This is a genomic window from Myxococcus sp. MISCRS1 (assembly GCF_026626605.1).
Classification (GTDB): domain Bacteria; phylum Myxococcota; class Myxococcia; order Myxococcales; family Myxococcaceae; genus Myxococcus; species Myxococcus fulvus.
The window spans coordinates 49312-73147 of sequence record NZ_JAPNKB010000002.1 but is presented as its reverse complement, the minus strand read 5'-3'; the positions used below and the strand labels follow the sequence as shown (position 1 = coordinate 73147).

At 69.9% G+C, this 23836-nt stretch carries 18 protein-coding genes and 1 pseudogene; 17 read left to right on the top strand and 2 right to left on the bottom strand.

Annotated features, from left to right (window positions below):
* Positions 1-972 precede the first annotated feature (972 nt).
* The 4 genes from OWM54_RS43145 (at position 973) to OWM54_RS43130 (ending at position 4093) form a co-directional block, all read left to right on the top strand.
* Positions 973-1242, top strand: a complete 270-nt coding sequence (locus OWM54_RS43145) for a hypothetical protein (protein ID WP_267701297.1) — start codon at positions 973-975, stop codon at positions 1240-1242.
* 54 nt (positions 1243-1296) lie between these two features.
* On the top strand, positions 1297-2016 hold the full coding sequence (locus tag OWM54_RS43140) for a hypothetical protein (protein ID WP_267701296.1): 720 nt from the start codon (positions 1297-1299) through the stop codon (positions 2014-2016).
* Between the two features lie 1005 nt (positions 2017-3021).
* Complete coding sequence (locus tag OWM54_RS43135) at positions 3022-3537, top strand: DUF4145 domain-containing protein (RefSeq protein WP_267701295.1); 516 nt, start codon at positions 3022-3024, stop codon at positions 3535-3537.
* A gap of 376 nt (positions 3538-3913) precedes the next feature.
* Positions 3914-4093: a hypothetical protein gene (locus OWM54_RS43130; RefSeq protein ID WP_267701294.1), complete on the top strand. Its 180-nt coding sequence runs from the start codon at positions 3914-3916 to the stop codon at positions 4091-4093.
* Positions 4094-4164: 71 nt separating this feature from the next.
* Here the strand turns inward: OWM54_RS43130 and yjjJ are convergent, their stop codons facing one another.
* Positions 4165-5499 carry a type II toxin-antitoxin system HipA family toxin YjjJ gene (gene yjjJ / locus OWM54_RS43125; RefSeq protein ID WP_267701293.1) on the bottom strand — a complete coding sequence of 445 codons (1335 nt, stop codon included), beginning with the start codon at positions 5497-5499 and terminating at the stop codon, positions 4165-4167.
* 463 nt (positions 5500-5962) lie between these two features.
* Between yjjJ and OWM54_RS43120 the strand changes: the two genes are divergently transcribed.
* The gene (locus tag OWM54_RS43120) at positions 5963-7645 is read left to right on the top strand and encodes a ParB/RepB/Spo0J family partition protein (RefSeq protein WP_267701292.1); all 1683 of its coding nucleotides are present in this window, start codon (positions 5963-5965) and stop codon (positions 7643-7645) included.
* A gap of 1141 nt (positions 7646-8786) precedes the next feature.
* Here the strand turns inward: OWM54_RS43120 and OWM54_RS43115 are convergent.
* Positions 8787-9125, bottom strand: coding sequence for a hypothetical protein (locus tag OWM54_RS43115; RefSeq protein ID WP_267701291.1), 339 nt, complete (start codon positions 9123-9125; stop codon positions 8787-8789).
* Positions 9126-9481: 356 nt separating this feature from the next.
* Between OWM54_RS43115 and ssb the strand changes: the two are divergent.
* The 12 genes and pseudogenes from ssb to OWM54_RS43065 all read left to right on the top strand — a co-directional run.
* Positions 9482-9808: pseudogene (gene ssb / locus OWM54_RS43110) on the top strand (single-stranded DNA-binding protein); the annotation flags it as partial.
* 124 nt (positions 9809-9932) lie between these two features.
* A complete protein-coding gene (locus OWM54_RS43105) occupies positions 9933-10382 on the top strand; it encodes a hypothetical protein (RefSeq protein WP_267701289.1) in 450 nt (149 codons plus the stop codon).
* Positions 10382-11050, top strand: a complete 669-nt coding sequence (locus tag OWM54_RS43500; protein WP_420715400.1) for a DUF6884 domain-containing protein — start codon at positions 10382-10384, stop codon at positions 11048-11050. Before OWM54_RS43105 ends, OWM54_RS43500 begins: the two co-directional genes overlap by 1 nt.
* Positions 11051-13675: 2625 nt before the next feature.
* The gene (locus OWM54_RS43100) at positions 13676-13942 is read left to right on the top strand and encodes a hypothetical protein (protein WP_267701284.1); all 267 of its coding nucleotides are present in this window, start codon (positions 13676-13678) and stop codon (positions 13940-13942) included.
* 703 nt (positions 13943-14645) lie between these two features.
* Positions 14646-15092 (top strand): single-stranded DNA-binding protein, encoded by a 447-nt coding sequence (locus OWM54_RS43095; RefSeq protein WP_267701288.1) that lies wholly within the window; start codon positions 14646-14648, stop codon positions 15090-15092.
* On the top strand, positions 15092-15295 hold the full coding sequence (locus OWM54_RS43090) for a hypothetical protein (RefSeq protein ID WP_267701287.1): 204 nt from the start codon (positions 15092-15094) through the stop codon (positions 15293-15295). Before OWM54_RS43095 ends, OWM54_RS43090 begins: the two co-directional genes overlap by 1 nt.
* A 1451-nt stretch (positions 15296-16746) precedes the next feature.
* Positions 16747-17175 (top strand): hypothetical protein, encoded by a 429-nt coding sequence (locus tag OWM54_RS43085; RefSeq protein ID WP_267701286.1) that lies wholly within the window; start codon positions 16747-16749, stop codon positions 17173-17175.
* Between the two features lie 57 nt (positions 17176-17232).
* Positions 17233-17382, top strand: coding sequence for a hypothetical protein (locus OWM54_RS43080; RefSeq protein WP_267701285.1), 150 nt, complete (start codon positions 17233-17235; stop codon positions 17380-17382).
* A 1814-nt stretch (positions 17383-19196) separates the two neighbouring features.
* Complete coding sequence (locus OWM54_RS43495) at positions 19197-19589, top strand: DUF6573 family protein (protein WP_420715399.1); 393 nt, start codon at positions 19197-19199, stop codon at positions 19587-19589.
* Positions 19590-20266: 677 nt separating this feature from the next.
* Positions 20267-21136 (top strand): ParA family protein, encoded by an 870-nt coding sequence (locus OWM54_RS43075; RefSeq protein WP_267701309.1) that lies wholly within the window; start codon positions 20267-20269, stop codon positions 21134-21136.
* A gap of 872 nt (positions 21137-22008) precedes the next feature.
* Positions 22009-22275: a hypothetical protein gene (locus OWM54_RS43070; RefSeq protein ID WP_267701284.1), complete on the top strand. Its 267-nt coding sequence runs from the start codon at positions 22009-22011 to the stop codon at positions 22273-22275.
* Between the two features lie 1326 nt (positions 22276-23601).
* Complete coding sequence (locus OWM54_RS43065; protein ID WP_267701283.1) at positions 23602-23829, top strand: hypothetical protein; 228 nt, start codon at positions 23602-23604, stop codon at positions 23827-23829.
* The last annotated feature ends 7 nt before the right edge of the window (positions 23830-23836 follow it).

Sequence of the window (23836 nt, the reverse complement as noted above, 5' to 3'; positions counted from 1 at the left end):
GCTGGCGCAGGCCCTCGCTCTCGCGCAGGGGCGCGCGCGAGGCCGCGCCGGCGCCGGGGGCTGACGAGGAGCTCGTGGAGGACCTGGTGGGCGCGGCGCGGGCGTCCTGGCGCGCCCGGGGGCGCGCGTCGGCCGCGGCGTGGTGCAGGCCCTGGTGCTGGCCGGCGCCCGGGGCTGACGAGGAGCTTGTGGAGGACCTGGTGGGCGCGCGCGTGCGTCCTGGCGCGCCCGGGGGCGCGCGTCGGCCGCGGTGGAGCTCAAGCAGGTGGCGCAGGCCCTCGCTCTCGCGCAGGGGCGCGCGCGGAGGCCTCGCCGGCGCCCGGTGGCTGAGGAGGAGCTCGTGGAGGACCTGGTGGGCGCGCGCGTGCGTCCTGGCGCGCCCGGGGGCGCGCGTCGGCCGCGGTGGAGCTCAAGCAGGTGGCGCAGGCCCTCGCTCTCGCGCAGGGGCGCGCGCGGAGGCCTCGCCGGCGCCCGGGGCTGAGGAGCAGCTCGTGGAGGACCTGGTGGGCGCGGCGCGGGCGCCCTGGCGCGCCCGGGGGCGCGCGTCGGCCGCGGCGTGGTGCAGGCCCTGGTGCTGGCCGGCGCCCGGGGCTGACGAGGAGCTTGTGGAGGACCTAGTGGGCGCGCGTGTGCGTCCTGGCGCGCCCGGGGGCGCGCGTCGGCCGCGGTGGAGCTCAAGCAGGTGGCGCAGGCCCTCGCTCTCGCGCAGGGGCGCGCGCGGAGGCCTCGCCGGCGCCCGGTGGCTGAGGAGGAGCTCGTGGAGGACCTGGTGGGCGCGCGCGGGCGTCCTGGCGCGCCCGGGGGCGCGCGTCGGCCGCTGCGTGGTGCAGGCCCTGGTGCTGGCGCAGGGGCGCGCGCGGGGCCGCGCCGGCGCCCGGTGGCTGAGGAGGAGCTCGTGGAGGACCTGGTAGGCGCGCGCGGGCGTCCTGGCGCGCGCGGGGCCGCGCGGCGGCCGCAGTGGAGCTCGAGCACGTGGCGCAGGCCCTCGCGCTCGCGCAGGGGCGCGCGCGGAGGCCTCGCCGGCGCCCGGTGGCTGACGAGGAGCTCGTGGAGGACCTGGTGGGCGCGGCGCGGGCGTCCTGGCGCGCCCAGGGGCGCGCGCCGGCCGCAGTGGAGCTCGAGCACGTGGCGCAGGCCCCGGGCTGGCGCTGGGGCGTCGTGACCTCCACGGGCGTCAGGCGTCGCCCCCCTCCCCTCGCGCAGCGCCTTCCCCATCACCACGAGGAGTGGCCCATGGATTGACCCCCAGAACTTCTCCGTCAGAATTCGAGCCACGCCTCCGATGGAGTTCCGACGATGACCACCAGTCTACCCCCGGCGTATCTGCAGCGCGTCGCTCACAACATCCTTCCCCTCAGTCGGAACCAGCACAACGTGACTGAGGCTCTGAGGGAGTGGGAGTACCGCGGTGACGGAAACGACGTCCAAGATGCCGTGGAAACCTGCCAACTCTGTGACCACTACCCCATCCGATATCAGTTCGAAATCGTGAACCGCTTCACGACTCACCAGCTCCAAATCGGTTCGGAGTGCATCACCCGCTTCGACGTCGCTGTCATCGATGAGGACGGTCTGCGGCAGCGCGGTGCTGCGGCAGCGACGATTGTGGCTAAGGACCGCCGGAAGATGGAGGACGACTCGCGACGCCGAGCTGTTCGCCGAGCTCTCGTTCAACTCGCGAAGGTCGACGACGCTGTCGACTCGACAATGCTCGCTAGCATTGCAGACGACGCACACGAGCGTGGCCTCTCTCCGAAGCAGGCATCCCTCATCGTGTGGCGCCTCACCGCGAACAAAATCGACCTTCAACTCAGCTATCTGAAGGTCAAGTTGAAGAAGGATGCTGAGCAGGACTCCCTCTTGGAAATGGACGACTTCAAAGTACGGCAACTGTGGCCCTGTCTGTCGTCGGCACAGCAGCGCTGGTACAACCAGAAGAAGCCGGCGTTCGATGCAATGAGGGCTCGAAGAAATGCGCTGAAGCGTGGCCCGTACCTTCCTGGCGTGAAGAAGTAGAGGATTGCTGTTCCCATTCCCGTCGTCGCGGCGTGGCCGCGCGCGGGAACTCCCCACCCCACCCCGCTCCCCGAGTGGGAGGGCCGTCCGCCACATCAGGCGCGTGCTGCAGGCCCCGGGATGGCGCAGAGGAGCGCGCTGAGGCCTCGCCGGCGCCCAGGGCTGAGGAGCAGCTCGTGGAGGACCTGGTGGGCGCGCCCGGGCGTCCTGGCAGGCCGCGGGGGCGCGCTTCGGCCGCGCGGAGGCGCTCGATGACGTGGGGCTGGCCCCGCGCTGGCGCTGGGGGCGCCCGGGGCTGAGGAAGCAGCTCGTGGAGGATCTGGTGGGCGCGCGCCGGCGTCCTGGCGCGCCGGGCGGCGCGCGGCGGCCGCGGTGGAGCTCGAGCACGTGGCGCAGGCGCCCGGGCTGGCGCAGGGGCGCGCGCGGCGGCCTCGCCGGCGCCCAGGGCTGAGGAGCAGCTCGTGGAGGGCCTGGTGGGCGCGCGCGGGCGTCCTGGCGCGCCAGGTGGCGCGCGGCGGCCACGGTGCAGTTGGATCGGGTGGCGCAGGCGCTGGTGCCGGTGCTGGGGCCGCGCCGGCGCCCGGGGCTGAGGATCAACTTGTCGAGGACCAGGTGGGCGTGCGCGGAGGCCGCGCTGCAGCTCGAGGGCGTGGTGCAGGCGCTGGTGCCGGTACCTGCTGCTAAGCGAAGGGTTGCGGGGGAGGATGGCTGTAACTGCAAGAGTCTTCTGCCAGACTCGGAAACATGCCATTCGACCGCACCAAATGGACTAAGCCCTTCACCCTGGACGACGCGCCCTCGTGGCCTTGTCCCCGGTGCGAAGAGGGCACCGTTGTACCTGTGAGCAAGTCGTTCACTTCGGAACGTACTGCCGATGCGCGCATGGATCGTAAGCATGACGCGTGGGAGCCGACTTGGGACAGGGGTCGTTTCGCGGGCCGGTTCGTCTGTCGGCGAGAAGAATGCGCAGACCCAGTCGTTGTGTGTGGCCGCACGAGTGTCGATGTGGCCGACGTTGATCCAGACACGGGACCCCAGTTCGCGACCTATTATCATCCTGAGTTCTTCCACCCAGCCCTGCCGCTCTTTCGTGTGCCTCCTAACTGCACAGCGGAGATTAAGGCGGAACTCAACCGGGCTTGGGCTCTGTATTGGGCTGATTCCGCCTCCTGCGCCAACCGGGTTCGAAGCTGTGTGGAACTCGTGCTCACACATCTGAAGATTCAGCGCTTCAAAAGAACAAAAAAGAATCCGCGGCACAGGCTGAGCCTTCACGACCGGATTGGGCTTTTTGGGCAACGAAATGCGGACCTGGCTCAACCGCTCATGGCAGTTAAGTGGATCGGGAACATCGGGAGCCACGAGGGAGGGGCAGGCGGGATTGGGACAGAGGAGGTTTTGGACGGGCTTGAGCTGTTAGAACATGTGCTCGTCGAAGTGTTCGAGCAGCGGTCAAAGAGACTGGCGCGGATGGGAAAGCAGATCGTCAAGCGGAAAGGGCGTCCGAAACGATTCCGGTAGCTGACGAGCAACTGCTTGAGCGCGAGGGGCAGCGCTGCATTCGCCGGCGCCCGGTGACTCAGGAGCAGCTCGTGGAGGACCTGGTGGGCGCGCGCGTCCGTCCTGGCGCGCCGGGGGCGCGCGGCGGCCGCGGTGGAACTCGGGCACGTGGCGCAGGCCCTCGCGCAGGGGCGCGCGAAGGCCTCGCTGGCGCCCGGTGGCTGACGAGGAGCTCGTGGAGGACCTAGTGGGCGCGCGAGTGCGTCCTGGCTCGTAGCGGCCGCGGTGGAGTTCGAGCACGTCGCGCAGGCCCTCGCGCTCGCGCAGGGGCGCGCGCGGAGGCCTCGCCGGCGCCCGGTGGCTGACGAGGAGCTCGTGGAGGACCTTGTGGGCGCGCGTGCGTCCTGGCGCGTCCTGGCGCGCCCGGGGGCGCGCGGCGGCCGCGGTGGAGTTCGAGCACGTCGCGCAGGCCCTCGCGCTCGCTCAGGGGCGCGCGCGAAGGCTTCGCCGGCGCCCGGTGGCTGACGAGGAGCTCGTGGAGGACCTGGTGGGCGCGCGCGGGCGTCCTGGCGCGTAGCGGCCACGGTGGAGCTCGAGCGCGTGGCGCAGGCCCTCGTATCGGCGCTGGTGGGCGCGCGGAGGCCTCGCCTACTCTCTCGCCCCAGAACGTCGTAAGTCCCGCCAGAGGCGCTGTGTCTGTATGAACGCTCGCAATGCATCCGCGCAGGTTGCGCACCGCTCGCGGAAAGGGGCGCTGAGCGCGGGCTCCTGGGTGAGCCGCTCCCAGTAGGCGAGGGCGCGACGAGCGGCGTCGGGCCAGACGTCCAGCGTGGTCGCGTTGGGGGGCTGAGGTGTGTACTCGCGCTCGACGAGGTTCGTGCCCACGGGCGCGAACATCATCGGCAGCATGTCGTACGCAGGCGCGAGTCGGAACCGCTTCGGTCCTTCCGTGAAGAAGGCGAGGTTGCCGAAGTGCCGGTCGGTGTTGCCGATGAGCTGACCGAAGACGTCGAGCCACCGCGCCTGGCGCGCGTCCTCCTCGGAGATGAAGCGGGCCTCGTTCAGCTTCAGCGTGGCCTGGGTCCAGGTGCCACGCACGCCGAGGTACTCATTGTCGCTGGCACCGAGTGAGAGCAGGCCGCGTCTTCCTCGGAGGCCGACGCGGTCGAAGCGCTCGACCTCGAGGAAGCGATAGCCCTCCGCATCGAGCCAGCGAGTCGACGCCGCCGCGTGCCCCGCGTCACGGAGGGCCTCGAGCGCGAGGTGCTCGGTGACGAGGAGGTCCTTCCAGCGAGAGGCGGCCGCGCCTTCGTCATTGCCCGCGAACTTCACGATGACGTGCCGGTCCTTCACGCGCGTCGCGAACTTGGGGTGCTCGCCTCCGACGGAGGAGCCGGGATGTCCCTGTCCCGAGGCCCGAGCGAGCCGGGGGTAGTCGTCGGCAGTGGCGTGTGTGTCGGGCGTCGCGAGATACCGGTCGAATGACTCATCGCCGAGGATGAAATCTCCGACGCAGTCCTCGCCTCGCCGCGCGAGCGAGACCAGACAGTCATCATCCGTCCAGTCCGTCACGCGCTGGGGCAGGGCGAGTTCGGGGTAGCGGAGGGAGAAGTTCTTTCCGATGTATCCCTGAGGACTCATGTCCGCGGCGAACGGTGGCAGTCCCTCGAACAGCTCGGATTCACCCTTCACGCGTTCCAGCCAGTGACGTCCTCCCGCTAGCAGGTGGAGCTCGCCGTCCCGATGGACGGAGCCTGCCTCGTCGATGCGATGGAGGCTCAGCCGCGTGCCGAGCGATGGAAGTGAGCGTGTCCGCGCATAGCGCGTCGCGGGTCCCTTCCCCATGCGGCACAGTTGGTCTCCCGCGGCTGCGAGCAGGCGTGTCACCGTGGGACGAGAGACCTGGAGCCACGTGGCCAGCTCACTCGCCTGCGCATCTCCGCGACGGCCGAGCACCGCGAGAAGCTGTTCTACCGTCGCCATGCCCGTGCCTCCGCGCACCCTCGGACCCCGCTGTGCGAGCAGAAGGCCGATTCGATTCGTGAGCAGAACATAGGATGCGTGTTCTGTGTTCTGGAGTTTCAATCTCACCGGGACCACTTGTGGTTCCCATTCCCGTCGTCGCGGCATGGCCGCGCGCGGGAACTCCCCACCCCACCCCGCTCCCCGAGTGGGAGGGCCGTCCGCCACACTGCGGCGGACGCGGCAAAAGCGTAGCGGCTGCCCCTGCCCCAAGTCGCTGCTGCGCGGCTGAAGGTGGGAATGCTGACTGTCACTCACCAGGGCAGTAGGAGTAACAGTCGGCCTCTATGATTTGTCAAATTCTGCTTTGACAAATGCCCGGCTCATCGCCTATTGTTCGGCCTGTCGCTGACGCATGAGGGAAGGCGACCGCTGGGGCGCGTCCCAGCGAGACGCCGGGACGAAACCCGGCAGAGGGGTGACGATGAGTCAGGTGGAGCAGCGAGTCGTGATGGTGGCGTTGGCGGATGTGGTGGAGGGCGACGACAACTACCGCAAGACGTTCGAGGAAGCGCCGCTGGCCGAGTTGACGGAGAGCGTGAAGGCCAACGGAGTGCTGACGCCGATTCTGGTGCGCCCAACCGAGGGCGGAACCGGCAAGGTCCAAGTGGTGGCGGGCTTCAGGCGAGTGCGTGCGTGCCGCCGTGCTGGCCTGAGCCATGTCCCGGCAATCTGCCGGGAGATGAACGACGAGGTCGCGAGGCATGCGAACCTGCTGGAGAACCTCTTCCGCGTGGACCCTCATCCGTTGGATGAGGCGGATGCCTTCCATGCCCTGCTGGGAAAGGGACATACGGTCGACACGATTGCCGGGGTGACCGGCAAGCCACGGGCCTACGTCCTCCGACGCCTTCAGCTGCTGAAGCTCGGGAAGTCCGCTCGGAAGGCATTCCAGCAGAACAAAATCCTGGTTGAGGTGGCGACGATGCTTGCCACCATCACGGACCGAGAAGCGCAGAACCAGGCCGCCACGGCCCTCACGGTGCGGGCAGACCCGATGGGTGTCAACGAGGCACGAGCCCTCATCGACCGCAACTTCCGCCTGCGGCTCAAGGACGCACCATTCCCGACCGACCAAAACGACTTGGTGGCCGGCGTGCCATCATGCAATGCCTGTCCTCGGCGAACTGGCTCGACGCCTGACCTCTTCGGCGCGTCGTCGGATAAGGACCTCTGCACCGACCGCCGGTGCTTCGACCTGAAGGTGGAAGCCGGCTGGACGGCGACATGCGAGGAAGCGCTCGCGAAGGGAGAAGAGGTGTTGGATGAGGAGGAGTCGAAAAAGCTCTTCACCCATGGAACCTATCTCCCCTCTTCCTCGGGGTTCGTTGACCTTGGGCAGCAGTGCCTCCAAGACTCGAAGCTGCGCACCTGGGGGGCGGTTCTCGGAAAGGTTCGGCCGCCGGTGATTCACGCTCGTGACAAACTCGGGCGTGCCCACCAACTCTGCCGCGAAGAGGACGCGCGGGAGGCACTGGTGTACCTCTATGGTGACAAGGCCACGGCCGCTCCTTCTCCGTCGAGCGTCCCTGGTGACGTCGCGGCGAAGCAGAAGGAGGAGCGGGCGCAGTTGCGTCGTAGGCGTGAGGTCATCCACCGAGGACTTGCTGCGGTTGCCGCAGCAGCGGAGAAGGCTCCGCCGAGTGGTAGTGACGACGTCTGGCGCCATCTAGCTGCCCAAGCTGTCGATGCCGTGAGCTACCTGGAGTGGGGGGTCGTTGGAAAGGTCAGGGGCATGGAGGGCAAGCCCTATGACGTGAGGCAGCGGTTGATGGCGGAACTCGGTGCGATGACAGGAGCCCAGGCATTCGGCCTCCTGGTCCAAATTCTGTCGAGCCGTTGGGCGACGTCGCCTTCGCTGGACAGGCTTCCGCCGGCGCTGTCGGGGTCGGCTCATGTCCTCGGCGTTGACCTGGAGGCGGTGGAGAAAGCGGTGGAGGCTGAGGCGGCCGAGAAGGTGCTGCAAAAGGCTGAAGGGGCACCGTGCTCGAGATGCAGCAAGCGCTCGAAGCGGCTGTCGGCGGTGCCGAACAGCGAGGACCGACTGTGCCCGGCATGCAGCCGGGAGGAGGAGCAGCCCCACTCCGCCCTGCGGAAGGCCGCCTGACGGATGAGCGTGTCCGAGGGAGAGTAATTGCGCGAGTGCCCTTCCTCGGACAGCTCGACGACTGCCAAGCCGATGAGGTGCGCTACCCGAGCGCGGACAGCTCGACGACTGCCAAGCCGATGAGGTGCGCCATCCGAACGCGCGTCCCCCGAGCCGCCCAGGCGTCGTCCAGGGCCTCTCTCGGCCCCGGGCAGGCCCGTGGGCCCCGGAGAGACCCAGGCGACGTCCAGGGCGGCGCCCGGAGCTTGAGCAGCACGCCGGCGACGTCCAGGCCCCCTCTCGACCCCGGGCAAGCCGGGGGCCCCGGAGGGAGCCGGCGTCGTCCAGGCGGCTGTCGAGGGAGGGGAGGAGACTCCCCGGCGGGCGACGTCCACGGCCCCGCTCGACCCGCGCAGGCGCGGGTGCCCGGCGGGCCCGGGCGTCGTCCACGCCGGTGAGGGCGTCGGGGGCCGAGAGGCCCCCTGTCGCGTCCCCCGAGCCGCCCAGGCGTCGTCTAGGGCCTCTCTCGGCCCCGGGCAGGTCCGTGGGCCCCGGTGAGACCCAGGCGACGTCCAGGGCGGCGCCCGGAGCTCGAGCAGCGCGCCGGCGACGTCCAGGCCCCCTCTCGGCCCCGGGCAGGCCCGGGGGCCCCGGAGGGGGCCGGCGTCGTCCAGGCGGCTGTCGAGGGAGCGGAGAGAGGCCGGCGGGCGACGTCCACGGCCCCGCTCGACCCGCGCTGGAGCGCGGGTGCCCGGCGGGCCCGGGCGTCGTCCACGCCGCAGAAGGCGTCGGGGGCCTGGGGCCCCCCTGTCGCGTCCCCCGAGCCGCCCAGGCGTCGTCCAGGGCCTCTCTCGGCCCCGGGCAGGGCCCGGGGGCCCCGGAGAGTCCCAGGCGACGTCCAGGGCGGCGCCCGGAGCTCGAGCAGCACGCCGGCGTCGTCCAGGCCCCCTCTCGGCCCCGGGCAGGCCCGGGGGCCCCGGAGGGGGCCGGCGTCGTCCAGGCGGCTGTCGAGGGAGGAGAGAGAGGCCGGCGAGCGACGTCCACGGCCCCGCTCGACCCGCGCAGGCGCGGGTGCCCGGCGGGCCCGGGCGCCGTCAGCGTCGTCCGCGCCACGAGGTGACCGCGGCCCGTGGACGACGGCCGAAGTCGCCCCACCGGCCGTTCAGGCCAGCCCGATGTTGAACTCCACCGAAATCACGACGACGAGCGTGATGCAGATGAGAATCGTCGCCGTGAGGCCGACGGCCCACTTCAAGCCAACGCTCCACCAGGCCGCCTTCGCCTGTTGCGGGAAGCTGCCCTTCTGTCGCTTCGCAGATGAGGAGTAGACGGCGCAGATGGTTCCGCCCTCTGCGGGCTTCCCCACCTTGACCCCCACCTCCCTGTGGGCCGTTTCTTCAACGACGTGCGCGCCATCCTCGACCCGCGCCGCATCCTTCGGAACCTTCTCCTCGCGGGCCTTGTTCGCAGCAATCTTCCTCGACCCCTTGCCCTTGGCCATGTCACCGCCTCCAGTGAATACGACACTATTAACAATGCAGAAGGCGCTTTCGAAACGCATGGGGCATTGGTCGTCGCCAGTGCACTACACGCACGCCATTTGAGTGCATTGCTCATCGTCGTTGCAGTCGACGCAGCTGACGTTGGTGCGGCACGTGATGGGGACACAGGCCGCGTCGTCGGGCAGTAGGAGAAAGAGGTGGGGCTGGGTGTGGATGCCAGAGGGAAATCGTGGCGGTATTTGTGCTATCCGAAGTTGACAACCAAGAGGGGTGGACGTACTATTCATCTCGTCAACGGCGCTCACGCCGGTGACTCGGCGGGGCGAGTCCCGCCGGCATACGCATAGGAGCGGTCATGGCTGGTGGAGTGAACAAGGTGATGCTCATCGGCAACCTGGGCGGGGACCCCGAGGTGCGCTTCACCCCCAACGGTCAGGCGGTGGCGAACTTCCGCATCGCGACGAGCGAGAGCTGGACGGACAAGGAGGGCAAGAAGCAGGAGCGGACCGAGTGGCACCGCATCGTGGTGTGGGGGAAACTCGCGGAGCTGTGCGGCGAGTACCTGAAGAAGGGCCGGCAGGTGTGGGTGGAGGGCCGTCTGCAGACGCGTGAGTGGACGGACAAGGAGAACCGTAAGAACTACACCACCGAGGTGGTTGTTACCGAGATGACCTTCCTCGGGAAGAAGATCGGCACTCAGCAGCCGGGAAGGACGACAGAGCAGCACGCGGCGCACTGAGTAGAGCTGGCGAATGGTGGAGGGGAGTCCGCTGGGGCGAGTCCCGGCGGACCAGTCGAGGTGACTCATGTTCGTTGGCACGAAGTACGCGGCGTCGCGCGATGGCGCTGCCATCACGAAAGCAATTCGAGACGATATCAAAGCTGAGCAGAAGGCGGGACGCCTCTCGCAGTTGCTCAAGGTGTCAGTCATCCTTTCTCGCTACTCGATGGGGCAGACGGTATACGTGCGTATCCAGGATGCGCCGATTCAAATTCAGGCGAGCGCGTACTCGCGCAGCCTTGTCATAGACCCTCCCGGGCAGGATGCGCGACCAGAGCGGTACACGGCTGCTGCCACCCGACTCAGGGCGCAACTCGAAGAGATCGCCCAACAGTATCAGCGCAGTGACTCCAGGCCGGATGAGGACTACTCGAACGTCAACTTTTTCCTTCGCTGCGAGTTCGGAGTCGGCCTCCTAGAGGTCGACCACGAAATCAGCACGGACTACTGGTTGGCGCTAGAGGATGCACTGTAATGCTGACAGCCGACCTATTCCCCGAAGTGCCACGGCTGGCACCGTGCAGCCTCTGTGGGTCACGCGGCATTTGTAGCACTTGTCCCCGGTGTGAGCTTCGCCGGAAGCTATTCACTCCGGTCACGCAAGGCGAAACCGAGGCACTCAACCAATGGTGGGCAGTCCGCCAGCAGGAAAAGGCGGAAGGTGATCGGCGGCGGCTAGAGCGCTTCAAGCGCTTCAGCACTCTCCAGCGACCGGTCAGGCTTGCCCTTCTCGGGTGCTCAGCGAAGAAGGCCGCATCTCCAGCTCCTGCCGAATCCCTCTACCAGGGCCGCTTCTTTCGAACGTCCCTCTTATACGCCCGTAACGTTCTGCTGGCTGATGAGGTGTTCATTCTTTCGGCACTTCATGGGCTTGTCGCCCTTGACGAGGTCATAGCGCCCTATGAGCGCTCGTTGGCGGATGCCCCGAAAGATGAGCGCGCCGCGTGGGCGTGGCGAGTTGGCAGCATGCTGGACGAGAAGTTCGTGGGCCTCGCAGTCGAAGCCCATTTTCTCGCTGGGCAGGCCTATCTTCCCCGGGTCGATTCAACCACGTGGACTCTTCGCGTCCCGCTTGCCGGCCTCGCTCTTGGTCAGCGGTACCGCGTCCTCACGAAGGCCATTCAGTCAGGGGTGCCTCTGTGAGTGCTCCAGCGCAGCGTTGGCTTTTTGGTCGCACCGTGTACCGCGTCCGGGAGAATCGGTTCCGGCCATCCGACTACGACGTAGCCGCCATCACTGATGTGACGGCGCGCTCGTTTGTCGCGACCCACCATTACAGTCGGACCTACCCTGCAGCTCGGCTTCGCTTCGGCCTCTACCGGCACGGCTTGCTAACCGGGGTGGCGGTCTTCAGCCATCCCGTCAACGATGCAGTCTTTCAGTGCTTGCCTGGGACCCCACGTGACAATCTGGAGCTTGGAAGGTTCGTGCTCCTTGACGAGGTACCAGCTTGCGGCGAGAGCTGGTTCATTGCTCGAACCTTCGAGGTCCTGCGTTCGGCCGGCCATCTCGGTGTCGTCGCATTCTCCGACCCCATGTTCCGGCGCAGCCAATCAGGCGATGTGGTCCTGAGCGGTCATGTTGGCACCATCTATCAAGCCACCAACGCTTGTTATCTTGGGCGCTCGACACCGCGGACTCTACGGCTCCTGCCGGATGGTCAGGTTCTCTCACCACGGGCATTGCAGAAGTTGCGCTCAGGGGACCAGGGGTGAGATACGTTGCGGCGAGCCTCGAGGCGCATGGGGCCGCTCCTCTTTCCTCTCCAGAAGAGTCTCGCACGTGGTTGGAGTGGTGGTTGCCGCGCGTCACTACTGCCGTGCGGCACCCGGGATGCCACAAGTACGCATGGACTCTCCGACGTCGCCATCGACACCACCTGCCACCATCCAATCCCTACCCCAAAGCGATCGGAATGACTCTGGCTCGATGAATTCTCCCTCCTACTGACCCAGCGAGAGTTTGCTGCGTTGGCGCATGTGGCCCTGGGCGTTGAGGACGGCGGGCGGGGGAGAGACTGGCGCCTCGGGGCGGGGGGGGGCCGGGGCCTGACGGCCGGCACCGCCCTCCCCTCACGCCCACGCGCTCGTCGGAGGTCGCGCGGTACGGCGCCGAGGCTGACGCCGGCGCCGGAGGGCCAGGTGCTGGGGCCCCGCGTGGTGGCGCAGCTCGAGCGGCACGGCGGGGGAGAGACTGGCGCCTCGGGGCGGGGTGGTGCCGGGGCCTGACGGCCGGCACCGCCCTCCCCTCACGCCCACGCGCTCGTCGGAGCTCGCGCGGTACGGCGCCGGGGCTGACGCCGGCGCCGGAGGGCCAGGTGCTGGGGCCCCGCGTGGTGGCGCAGCTCGAGCGGCACGGCGGGGGAGAGACTGGCGCCTCGGGGCGGGGTGGTGCCGGGGCCTGACGGCCGGCACCGCCCTCCCCTCACGCCCACGCGCTCGTCGGAGCTCGCGCGGTACGGCGCCGGGGCTGACGCCGGCGCCGGAGGGCCAGGTGCTGGGGCCCCGCGTGGTGGCGCAGCTCGAGCGGCACGGCGGGGGAGAGACTGGCGCCTCGGGGCGGGGTGGTGCCGGGGCCTGACGGCCGGCACCGCCCTCCCCTCACGCCCACGCGCTCGTCGGAGCTCGCGCGGTACGGCGCCGGGGCTGACGCCGGCGCCGGAGGGCCAGGTGCTGGGGCCCCGCGTGGTGGCGCAGCTCGAGCGGCACGGCGGGGGAGAGACTGGCGCCTCGGGGCGGGGTGGTGCCGGGGCCTGACGGCCGGCACCGCCCTCCCCTCGCGCCCACGCGCTCGACGCAGCTCGAGCGGCACGGCGGGGAGAGACTGGCGCCTCGGGGCGGGGTGGTGCCGGGGCCTGACGGCCGGCACCGCCCTCCCCTCACGCCCACGCGCTCGTCGGAGCTCGCGCGGTACGGCGCCGAGGCTGACGCCGGCGCCGGAGGGCCAGGTGCTGGGGCCCCGCGTGGTGGCGCAGCTCGAGCGGCACGGCGGGGGAGAGACTGGCGCCTCGGGGCGGGGTGGTGCCGGGGCCTGACGGCCGGCACCGCCCTCCCCTCGCGCCCGCGCGCTCGACGTGGCTCGCGCGGCACGGCGCCGGGGCTGACGCCGGCGCCCACCAGGTGCTGGTGGCGCAGGTCATCGAGCTTGAGGCGCGGCGCGCGGGAGAGACTGGCGCGCGGGGAGGTGTGGAGCGGCAACCTGGGCCGGCGCCCTCCCCTCGCGCCGCGCGCTCGCTGATACGCGCGGGCGGCGGCAGCGCGGGTGGAGGAGTTGGATCGCCGACAGCGCAGCACGGGCCCGGACGGCCGCCGGCGCGGCGCAATCTCACGAGAAAATGCCGAACAAGAGCCTGACGTGGAACTAACGCGACAGTCGAGGTCCCCGCTCCAGTGACTCCTTCTCCTACCGCCCAAGGCTGGATGTGGAGTCCGCGGAGCAGGAACTGGCGACTTGCCCGAGTGCGCCTGTCCGTGCTGGTGCCGCGTCCGACCTCCACGCGAGAGCGAGGTGACACGGAGGCCGAGCAGTCCCCTGCAGTCGGAGGCCGTGCAAGGGGTGTCCAGCCGAGGCCGCGAGGTGACGTCGGCCTAGAAGCGCCAGTCGGGAGCGGCACGGTCGCGCCAGGGGGAAGAGGCCCCCCCTGTCACGCCCTTAGCCAAATGCTCCCGCCTGGCCCGGCCGCCGCCACCTCGCTTGAGGGACCCCACGCGCCCCCCCTCTCCCAGTGAGGGGGCGCATGGGGCGCCCTCACCACGACAGGACACCCCAATGACGGACCTGGAACCGAGCGCGCAGGAGCTGGTGGAACTCGCGGTCATCAAGCTCATGACGGAGGAGGAGTGGGCGGAGTTCGACGAGCAGGTGAACCAGGAGGTGGCCCGGGTGAGTGCGGACGAGAGTCTCGGGAGGGAGGAGCGCTCGGCGGCGGTGCAGCACCTGCGCGGTGCCCAGGTCCTGGGGTGCTTCGCTCGGAAGCCCGACGCGCCGCTGCGGATGCACATCCACCCCCGTGAGGAGTTCGACTACGAGGAGTAGGCGGTGAGCGGGGCGGGGAGCAGACCTCGCCCCGCCAAGGAGGCCGCGGCGTGCAGGTGCGCGTGAGGGCTTCTGGCGGTGGAGAAGGCGTCGGGGGCCTGGGGCCCCCTGTCGCGTCCCCCGAGCCGCCCAGGCGTCGTCCAGGGCCTCTCTCGGCCCCGGGCAGGGCCCGGGGGCCCCGGAGAGTCCCAGGCGACGTCCGGGGCGGCGCCTGGAGCTCGAGCAGCACGCCGGCGACGTCCAGGCCCCCTCTCGGCCCCGGGCAGGCCCGGGGGCCCCGGAGGGGGCCGGCGTCGTCCAGGCGGCTGTCGAGGGAGCGGAGAGAGGCCGGCGGGCGACGTCCACGGCCCCGCTCGACCCGCGCTGGAGCGCGGGTGCCCGGCGGGCCCGGGCGTCGTCCGCGCCGGACGCGCCGCGAGGTTCCCCGCGGCGCGGTGAGGAGGGCCGCGAGCGGCCGTTGAGGAGAGACGGCGTATCGAGCGCAGAGGAGAGCGTGACGAGAGCGGCGTTGAGGAAAGCAGGAGAAGGGGCAGTAGGAGAAAGAGGTGGGGCTGGGTGTGGATGCCAGAGGGAAATCGTGGCGGTATTTGTGCTATCCGAAGTTGACAACCAAGAGGGGTGGACGTACTATTCATCTCGTCAACGGCGCTCACGCCGGTGACTCGGCGGGGCGAGTCCCGCCGGCATACGCATAGGAGCGGTCATGGCTGGTGGAGTGAACAAGGTGATGCTCATCGGCAACCTGGGCGGGGACCCCGAGGTGCGCTTCACCACGAATGGCCTGGCGGTGGCGAACTTCCGCATCGCGACGAGTGAGAGCTGGACGGACAAGGAGGGCAAGAAGCAGGAGCGGACCGAGTGGCACCGCATCGTGGTGTGGGGGAAGCTCGCGGAGCTGTGCGGCGAGTACCTGAAGAAGGGCCGGAAGGTTTGGGTGGAGGGGCGCCTGCAGACCCGCGAGTGGACGGACAAGGAGGACCGCAAGAACTACACCACCGAGGTCGTCGCCACCGAGTGCACCTTCCTGGATGGTCGGGATGCTTCACCGAATGCCTCCACGACCCGGCAGCCCCGTGATGAGAACCGTCCGCCGCCTGATGACGCCGGAACCTTGGGCCAGGGCTCGTCTGAAGAGGACATCCCCTTCTAATGGGCACTCACTCCAACGCAGAAGACGCTGCAGCGCAGGAGATTGCTTCGGCCATTGAGCTCGAGGAGAAGGCTGCCCGCCTCGCCACCATCGCAAAACTTCCCTGGGCGAAGAACCCGGCGCAGTACGAAGGCGATGCTCAGACGTGTCGCGAGTTGGCTGCCAACGCGCGCGCGCGCGCTGCGAAGCTCCTGAAGCCCTAAGCACGTATATCCGAGCTGGCGAGGGCCCCGGGCATCTGGGGCCCTCCTTCCGTGATGCCGAAAGGCGATGACGTCCGTCCGCACTTGCCGTCGGAACGTGGGGCCGAGACCGCCCTAATCGACGCGGACATTGCGGCGGCCCCACTCCTCAGAAAGGACAAGGCATCAATGACCACTCTGTTGGCCGAGTTGTGGCGTGTTGTTGAGACGCAGGACGACCCGGGCCCCTGGGTGCATCGCGCCCGTGCCACCATCGGGGCCGGGTTCGCTTCCGCTTTGGTCACGCTGGAGTCGAGGGCCGAGCGTGCTGGCGTTCGGACATGGCACGTGGAGCGAGGAGTGTTCGCGCTTGCCCTCATCCTCGCGGTTTGGTGCCAGCACTCGAAAACCCTCGGCGCGGGTTCGTCCCTCCTCGGACTGCTGACTGACATTGGCGGACTCACCATATCGTTGATTGCGCTGCTCGTCGGGGCCGAGCTCGACAGCATTTCGGCACGCGAAAGTGAGAAGGCAGAGCTCGAAGGTCGAGTGCCAATTACGGTTCCCTGCTCGCCCCGGGCTGACGAACTGAGGCAACTTCTTCCGTGGTTGGGCATGGGCGGCCTAGCATTCGCGTTTGGGGCAATCGGAGCCGTAGGACTCACCTGGCGCCTTGCCTACAAACCATGGCGTCGATGGTATCGGCGCCACCGGCCAATGGGGCGACCAGCGACGGTTGCAGCGACCGCGTAGAGGCCGGCGGACGACCTTCACGGCCCTGCTCGACCCGCGCTGGAGCGCGGGTGCCCGGCGGGCCCGGGCGTCGTCCACGCCGCAGAAGGCGTCGGGGGCCTGGGGCCCCCCTGTCGCGTCCCCCGAGCCGCCCAGGCGTCGTCCAGGGCCTCTCTCGGCCCGGGCAGGCCCGGGCACCCCGGAGAGTCCCAGGCGACGTCCGGGGCGGCGCCCGGAGCTCGAGCAGCACGCCGGCGACGTCCAGGCCCCCTCTCGGCCCCGGGCAGGCCCGGGGGCCCCGGAGGGGGCCGGCGTCGTCCAGGCGGCTGTCGAGGGAGCGGAGAGAGGCCGGCGGGCGACGTCCACGGCCCCGCTCGACCCGCGCCGGGGCGCGGGTGCCCGGCGGGCCCGGGCGTCGTCCGCGCCGGACGCGCCGCGAGGTTCCCCGCGGCGCGGTGAGGAGGGCCGCGAGCGGCCGTTGAGGAGAGACGGCGTATCGAGCGCAGAGGAGAGCGTGACGAGAGCGGCGTTGAGGAAAGCAGGAGAAGGGGCAGTAGGAGAAAGAGGTGGGGCTGGGTGTGGATGCCAGAGGGAAATCGTGGCGGTATTTGTGCTATCCGAAGTTGACAACCAAGAGGGGTGGACGTACTATTCATCTCGTCAACGGCGCTCACGCCGGTGACTCGGCGGGGCGAGTCCCGCCGGCACTGCTGGGGCGGGCCCCAGCATAGGAATCAAGGATGACGACGCGACTTGACGCTGCCCTTGCGCTCTGCCGGTCCTCACTGCTGCCGCTGTTTCAGGACCTCGCAGAAGAGGTTCCGGCAGTCGTTTCGATGACTGCGGTGTCGGAGAGAAGAAATGACGTCAGCGTCGCCATGCATTCGGAGCGGCTGATTTTCCTCGGCTTCGACGACGCGTTCCCTGCAGAGGTGCGGAGTGGCCTCTACCTCGATTCCAAAGGTCGGCTGGTCAGGACCCAGACGTGGGTGTCTCGCAGGTTCGCGTCCCGCATCGACACGACGATCTGCGACCTGGTCGGTGACGAGGCTCTCGGGTTGGTGGACCTGCCGCTTCTGATGTCGCGGCTCCGAGCGCTGTCGTCTCGGGAACCGGAGCTTTCGAGCCGTCCGAAGATGGCGACGCCCGCCATCAGGGCCAGGGCGTAAGAGCGTGCGCCCTGCCGAGAGACAGGGGGCTTAGGTGCTGTGCTGAGGGCTCTCCCCATGGAGAGCCTTTGGCGTTTGTTCGGCACGGCGCCGAGGCTGACGCCGGCGCCGGAGGGCCAGGTGCTGGGGCCCCGCGTGGTGGCGCAGCTCGAGCGGCACGGCGGGGGAGAGACTGGCGCCTCGGGGCGGGGTGGTGCCGGGGCCTGACGGCCGGCACCGCCCTCCCCTCACGCCCACGCGCTCGTCGGAGCTCGCGCGGTACGGCGCCGGGGCTGACGCCGGCGCCGGAGGGCCAGGTGCTGGGGCCCCGCGTGGTGGCGCAGCTCGAGCGGCACGGCGGGGGAGAGACTGGCGCCTCGGGGCGGGGTGGTGCCGGGGCCTGACGGCCGGCACCGCCCTCCCCTCGCGCCCACGCGCTCGACGCAGCTCGAGCGGCACGGCGGGGAGAGACTGGCGCCTCGGGGCGGGGTGGTGCCGGGGCCTGACGGCCGGCACCGCCCTCCCCTCACGCCCACGCGCTCGTCGGAGCTCGCGCGGTACGGCGCCGGGGCTGACGCCGGCGCCGGAGGGCCAGGTGCTGGGGCCCCGCGTGGTGGCGCAGCTCGAGCGGCACGGCGGGGGAGAGACTGGCGCCTCGGGGCGGGGTGGTGCCGGGGCCTGACGGCCGGCACCGCCCTCCCCTCACGCCCACGCGCTCGTCGGAGCTCGCGCGGTACGGCGCCGGGGCTGACGCCGGCGCCGGAGGGCCAGGTGCTGGGGCCCCGCGTGGTGGCGCAGCTCGAGCGGCACGGCGGGGGAGAGACTGGCGCCTCGGGGCGGGGTGGTGCCGGGGCCTGACGGCCGGCACCGCCCTCCCCTCGCGCCCACGCGCTCGACGCAGCTCGAGCGGCACGGCGGGGAGAGACTGGCGCCTCGGGGCGGGGTGGTGCCGGGGCCTGACGGCCGGCACCGCCCTCCCCTCACGCCCACGCGCTCGTCGGAGCTCGCGCGGTACGGCGCCGAGGCTGACGCCGGCGCCGGAGGGCCAGGTGCTGGGGCCCCGCGTGGTGGCGCAGCTCGAGCGGCACGGCGGGGGAGAGACTGGCGCCTCGGGGCGGGGTGGTGCCGGGGCCTGACGGCCGGCACCGCCCTCCCCTCACGCCCACGCGCTCGTCGGAGCTCGCGCGGTACGGCGCCGGGGCTGACGCCGGCGCCGGAGGGCCAGGTGCTGGGGCCCCGCGTGGTGGCGCAGCTCGAGCGGCACGGCGGGGGAGAGACTGGCGCCTCGGGGCGGGGTGGTGCCGGGGCCTGACGGCCGGCACCGCCCTCCCCTCACGCCCACGCGCTCGTCGGAGCTCGCGCGGTACGGCGCCGGGGCTGACGCCGGCGCCGGAGGGCCAGGTGCTGGGGCCCCGCGTGGTGGCGCAGATCGAGCGGCACGGCGGGGGAGAGACTGGCGCCTCGGGGCGGGGTGGTGCCGGGGCCTGACGGCCGGCACCGCCCTCCCCTCGCGCCCACGCGCTCGACGCAGCTCGAGCGGCACGGCGGGGAGAGACTGGCGCCTCGGGGCGGGGTGGTGCCGGGGCCTGACGGCCGGCACCGCCCTCCCCTCACGCCCACGCGCTCGTCGGAGGTCGCGCGGTACGGCGCCGAGGCTGACGCCGGCGCCGGAGGGCCAGGTGCTGGGGCCCCGCGTGGTGGCGCAGCTCGAGCGGCACGGCGGGGGAGAGACTGGCGCCTCGGGGCGGGGTGGTGCCGGGGCCTGACGGCCGGCACCGCCCTCCCCTCACGCCCACGCGCTCGTCGGAGCTCGCGCGGTACGGCGCCGGGGCTGACGCCGGCGCCGGAGGGCCAGGTGCTGAGGCCCCTCGTGGTGGAGCAGCTCGCGCGGCACCACGGAGTTGGTTGTCTTGTCTTATTCGATGTTGACAAATTATGAATGAAGCAGCTACGGTTCGCACTGTGACGATGCAACTCGTCGCAGCGCACGGGGCGAATCCCGTACGCGTTGCTGGGTCGAGTCCCAGCATGGAGGATGCACCATGGGTGATGATGACTTTGACCTCATTCACAAATACAGCCGCGCCGAGGCTCTCTGTGACGGGGTTCTCCACGACGTATCGCCGATGGCAGCAGAGGCCGGCTTCCGGTTTCCCGTGGCAGTTACGGCCGGGGCCTGGGCTGAGTGCGTCGCTCTTCCTGCGGAGCTTCGTAGCCTCCAGGACGAACGAGGCCGGTTGTGGGACGTGCTCTGGATGGCCGTTCTGCGAGTGCGTCAGGCCCGCAGGACGGGAGCCGCTGGGGACGTTGTGCCCTTCGACGTTCGCGTCCTGAAGTCGACGCGACAGCACGTGCTCGTCACTCTCGTGTGTCGGGTCGGCCCTGGTGATGATGGTGAACCCGTCGTCACCATCATGCTTCCGAACGAATTTTAGTGCGTGTGCCTGAAGGGATGGCGAAGTGGCCATCCCTTCCCTTGTACGTGCGTTGGCGTTGGCGCATTTACTGAGGTTCGGGCGTGCCGCAATATAGACGGGTAGGCTGCTGGAACTATTGATGTCCGGGCGCGGACAGGACTGCCGGTTTTGATATCCTGATGTTGCAATGTGTTGTCGCGTGTTTGCGTATGTTGTTACTTGCATGTTCGAGTGCCTACGTGCCTACGTGCCTACGTGCCTACGTGCCTACGTGCCTACGTGCCTACGTGCCTACGTGCCTACGTGCCTACGTGCCTACGTGCCTACGTGCCTACGTGCCTACGTGCCTACGTGCCTACGTGCCTACGTGCCTACGTGCCTACGTGCCTACGTGCCTACGTGCCTACGTGCCTACGTGCCTACGTGCCTACGTGCCTACGTGCCTACGTGCCTACGTGCCTACGTGCCTACGTGCCTACGTGCCTACGTGTGTCTTGTTGGTTTCGTGTGTAAAGACAAATGTTCGCATGGGTATATGGACGTATGGACGTAGGGGTGACCGTTGATGGTGGTGGCTGTGTGGAACGGTGGGGGTCGTTTTTTGAGTGTGGAGACTTGACTGTTCCCGTGGTCCTGTGGGAGGTGGGTTGGGTCTGTGGCTGGTCAGGTGGATAGCTGGGAGGTGGTGTGTCGTGATGGTCGTGACCGTGAGTACCCAGAAGGGTGGCGCTGGGAAGACGACTTCGTCGGTGCATTTGGCAGTGGGGCTCAGTAGGGCGGGGTATAGGGTGCTGGTTGTCGACCTGGATGCGCAGGCCCATGCCACGAAGTGGCTCTTGCCCTCTGTCCCTAGGGATGCGCGCGGTGCTGCCGGCGTTCTTGAGTCCGGTCAGCCGCCCTCGGAGGACGATCTCTTGCCGGTTCCGGAGCGGGACGGTTTGTGGGTGCTTCCTGGGAGCCTGGCGCTGAGGAAGTCGAACATCACGCTCCGGGATATCCCTGGTGCGGACCGAGTCCTGGCGACCGCACTGGCTGGGGTCGGAGACTCCTTCGACTTCTGCGTCATTGACACGCCCCCGGCAGTTGAGTTGGTCACGTACAACGCGCTTGCGGCCGCCGACTGGGTCTTGGTGCCGGTGACAAGTGCGTTCCTCAGCCTCGACGGGCTTGGTGAGCTGCGGAAGACCCTCGAGCTGGTCAAGAGCAGAACGAATCCCCGATTGCAGATTCTTGGCTATCTCCACCTGGGGGTGAACCAGGGTCATTCCATTTCCCGCGAAGTGCGGGAGATTCTCCAGACGCAGCCAGGGGAAAAGCTGCTGAAGGCGGAGGTTCGAACCTCCAACGTCCAAACCTCCATAGCCGCACACCACCTCACTGCTTGGGACAAGTCTGCCGGCGACGAGCGTGGGCTTGAGGACTGGACTGCATTGATGCCGGAGCTGCTCAGTCGAATGGGGCTGAAGGCATCTGCAAAGCGCGCCGTCGCAAAGAAGCCGGCGAGTCAGAAGTCGACCGGAAAGGGCAAGGCCAAGGTGCCAGCTCGGAAGGGGAGGGCGGTATGAGTGCGAAGCGGAAGGGATTGGGTGAGGCCGGCCTGCGGGCTGCGTCGGGTGTGGATGTCCTGGATTCTCTCGTCGGAGGCACCGCCCCGGCTGCCAGCGCGCCGCCAGCACCACCAGCGCCCGTTGCGCGAGTGCCGGCGGTTGGCGCCCCGGTGGAGCCTGTTCAGCGGCCTCAGCGCGCAAAGCTCGTTAGTACCCCGCAGCCCCCGACGCCTTCAGTTCCGGCGCCTGCTGTCGCGGAGCACATCATTTACCTCGGCACGAACGTGCAGCTCAGAAAGGACCAGGTCGACGCCCTCCAGACTGCTGCATTCCGCCGGAAGATGCAGCGGGGAGGCGGACGGCAGGACTTTTCTGAGATCGTTCGCGAGCTGATCGATAACTGGATGGCAGCGGGCGGCCAGTAGTGCTTCGCTCCGCGGTACCAACGGGCGTCCTCAAGTGAGGGCGCCTTTTTCGTTCGTGGAGGCCGACAGTCGAGGTCCCCGCTCCAGTGACTCCTTCTCCTACCGCCCAAGGCTGGATGTGGAGTCCGCGGAGCAGGAACTGGCGACTTGCCCGAGTGCGCCTGTCCGTGCTGGTGCCGCGTCCGACCTCCACGCGAGAGCGAGGTGACACGGAGGCCGAGCAGTCCCCTGCAGTCGGAGGCCGTGCAAGGGGTGTCCAGCCGAGGCCGCGAGGTGACGTCGGCCTAGAAGCGCCAGTCGGGAGCGGCACGGTCGCGCCAGGGGGAAGAGGCCCCCCCTGTCACGCCCTTAGCCAAATGCTCCCGCCTGGCCCGGCCGCCGCCACCTCGCTTGAGGGACCCCACGCGCCCCCCCTCTCCCAGTGAGGGGGCGCATGGGGCGCCCTCACCACGACAGGACACCCCAATGACGGACCTGGAACCGAGCGCGCAGGAGCTGGTGGAACTCGCGGTCATCAAGCTCATGACGGAGGAGGAGTGGGCGGAGTTCGACGAGCAGGTGAACCAGGAGGTGGCCCGGGTGAGTGCGGACGAGAGTCTCGGGAGGGAGGAGCGCTCGGCGGCGGTGCAGCACCTGCGCGGTGCCCAGGTCCTGGGGTGCTTCGCTCGGAAGCCCGACGCGCCGCTGCGGATGCACATCCACCCCCGTGAGGAGTTCGACTACGAGGAGTAGGCGGTGAGCGGGGCGGGGAGCAGACCTCGCCCCGCCAAGGAGGCCGCGGCGTGCAGGTGCGCGTGAGGGCTTCTGGCGGTGGAGAAGGCGTCGGGGGCCTGGGGCCCCCTGTCGCGTCCCCCGAGCCGCCCAGGCGTCGTCCAGGGCCTCTCTCGGCCCCGGGCAGGGCCCGGGGGCCCCGGAGAGTCCCAGGCGACGTCCGGGGCGGCGCCTGGAGCTCGAGCAGCACGCCGGCGACGTCCAGGCCCCCTCTCGGCCCCGGGCAGGCCCGGGGGCCCCGGAGGGGGCCGGCGTCGTCCAGGCGGCTGTCGAGGGAGCGGAGAGAGGCCGGCGGGCGACGTCCACGGCCCCGCTCGACCCGCGCTGGAGCGCGGGTGCCCGGCGGGCCCGGGCGTCGTCCACGCCGCAGAAGGCGTCGGGGGCCTGGGGCCCCCCTGTCGCGTCCCCCGAGCCGCCCAGGCGTCGTCCAGGGCCTCTCTCGGCCCCGGGCAGGGCCCGGGGGCCCCGGAGAGTCCCAGGCGACGTCCAGGGCGGCGCCCGGAGCTCGAGCAGCGCGCCGGCGACGTCCAGGCCCCCTCTCGGCCCCGGGCAGGCCCGGGGGCCCCGGAGGGAGCCGTCGTCGTCCAGGCGGCTGTCGAGGGAGGAGAGAGAGGCCGGCGGGCGACGTCCACGGCCCCGCTCGACCCGCGCCGGGGCGCGGGTGCCCAGCGGGCCCGGGCGTCGTCCGCGCCGCAGAAGGCGTCGGGGGGCCAAGAGGCCCCCTGTCGCGTCCCCCGAGCCGCCCAGGCGTCGTCCAGGGCCTCTCTCGGCCCCGGGCAGGCCCGGGGGCCCCGGAGAGCCCCAGGCGACGTCCGGGGCGGCGCCCGGATCTCGAGCAGCACGCCGGCGACGTCCAGGCCCCCTCTCGGCCCCGGGCAAGCCGGGGGCCCCGGAGGGGGTCGGCGTCGTCCAGGCGGCTGTCGAGGGAGGGGAGGAGACTCCCCGGCGGGCGACGTCCACGGCCCCGCTCGACCCGCGCAGGCGCGGGTGCCCGGCGGGCCCGGGCGTCGTCCACGCCGGTGAGGGCGTCGTTTGGGGCGGTGCCTGGAACTAGAGCAACACCCCGGCGACGTCCAGGCCCCTCTCCGCCCCCTCGAGCCTGGCCGCCCCGGCGGGCGCCAACGTCGTCCAGCCTGCTGTCGGCGGGGCTCCTGCATTGACTCGGCGCACAGCTTCGCCGTTGAGTTCACTATGGCCCTTAATCGTCCGAGCCCCGTAATCCTCCCTCCCGTTGACCGGCCTCTCGCTGCTCAAATTCGGCGTGAGTTGGAGCTCACCGTCGCCACGATGACTCCCCAGTCCCAGTTGCCGGAGTTCATCTTCGCGGATGGCTCGCGGCTCTCCGTACCATCAGCATCTCTGGAAACCCTCTGGTCTCTCTTCGCAGCCCTCTCCGATGGAACCCCCGTTAGCGTTGTGGCGCACAGGGATCCAGCGACGAGCAAGGAATCACGAGAGGCCGGCCTTCGCGAGCTAACCCAGCTCAGCGAAGAGGATGACGACTACTACAGCTAGCCGTCAT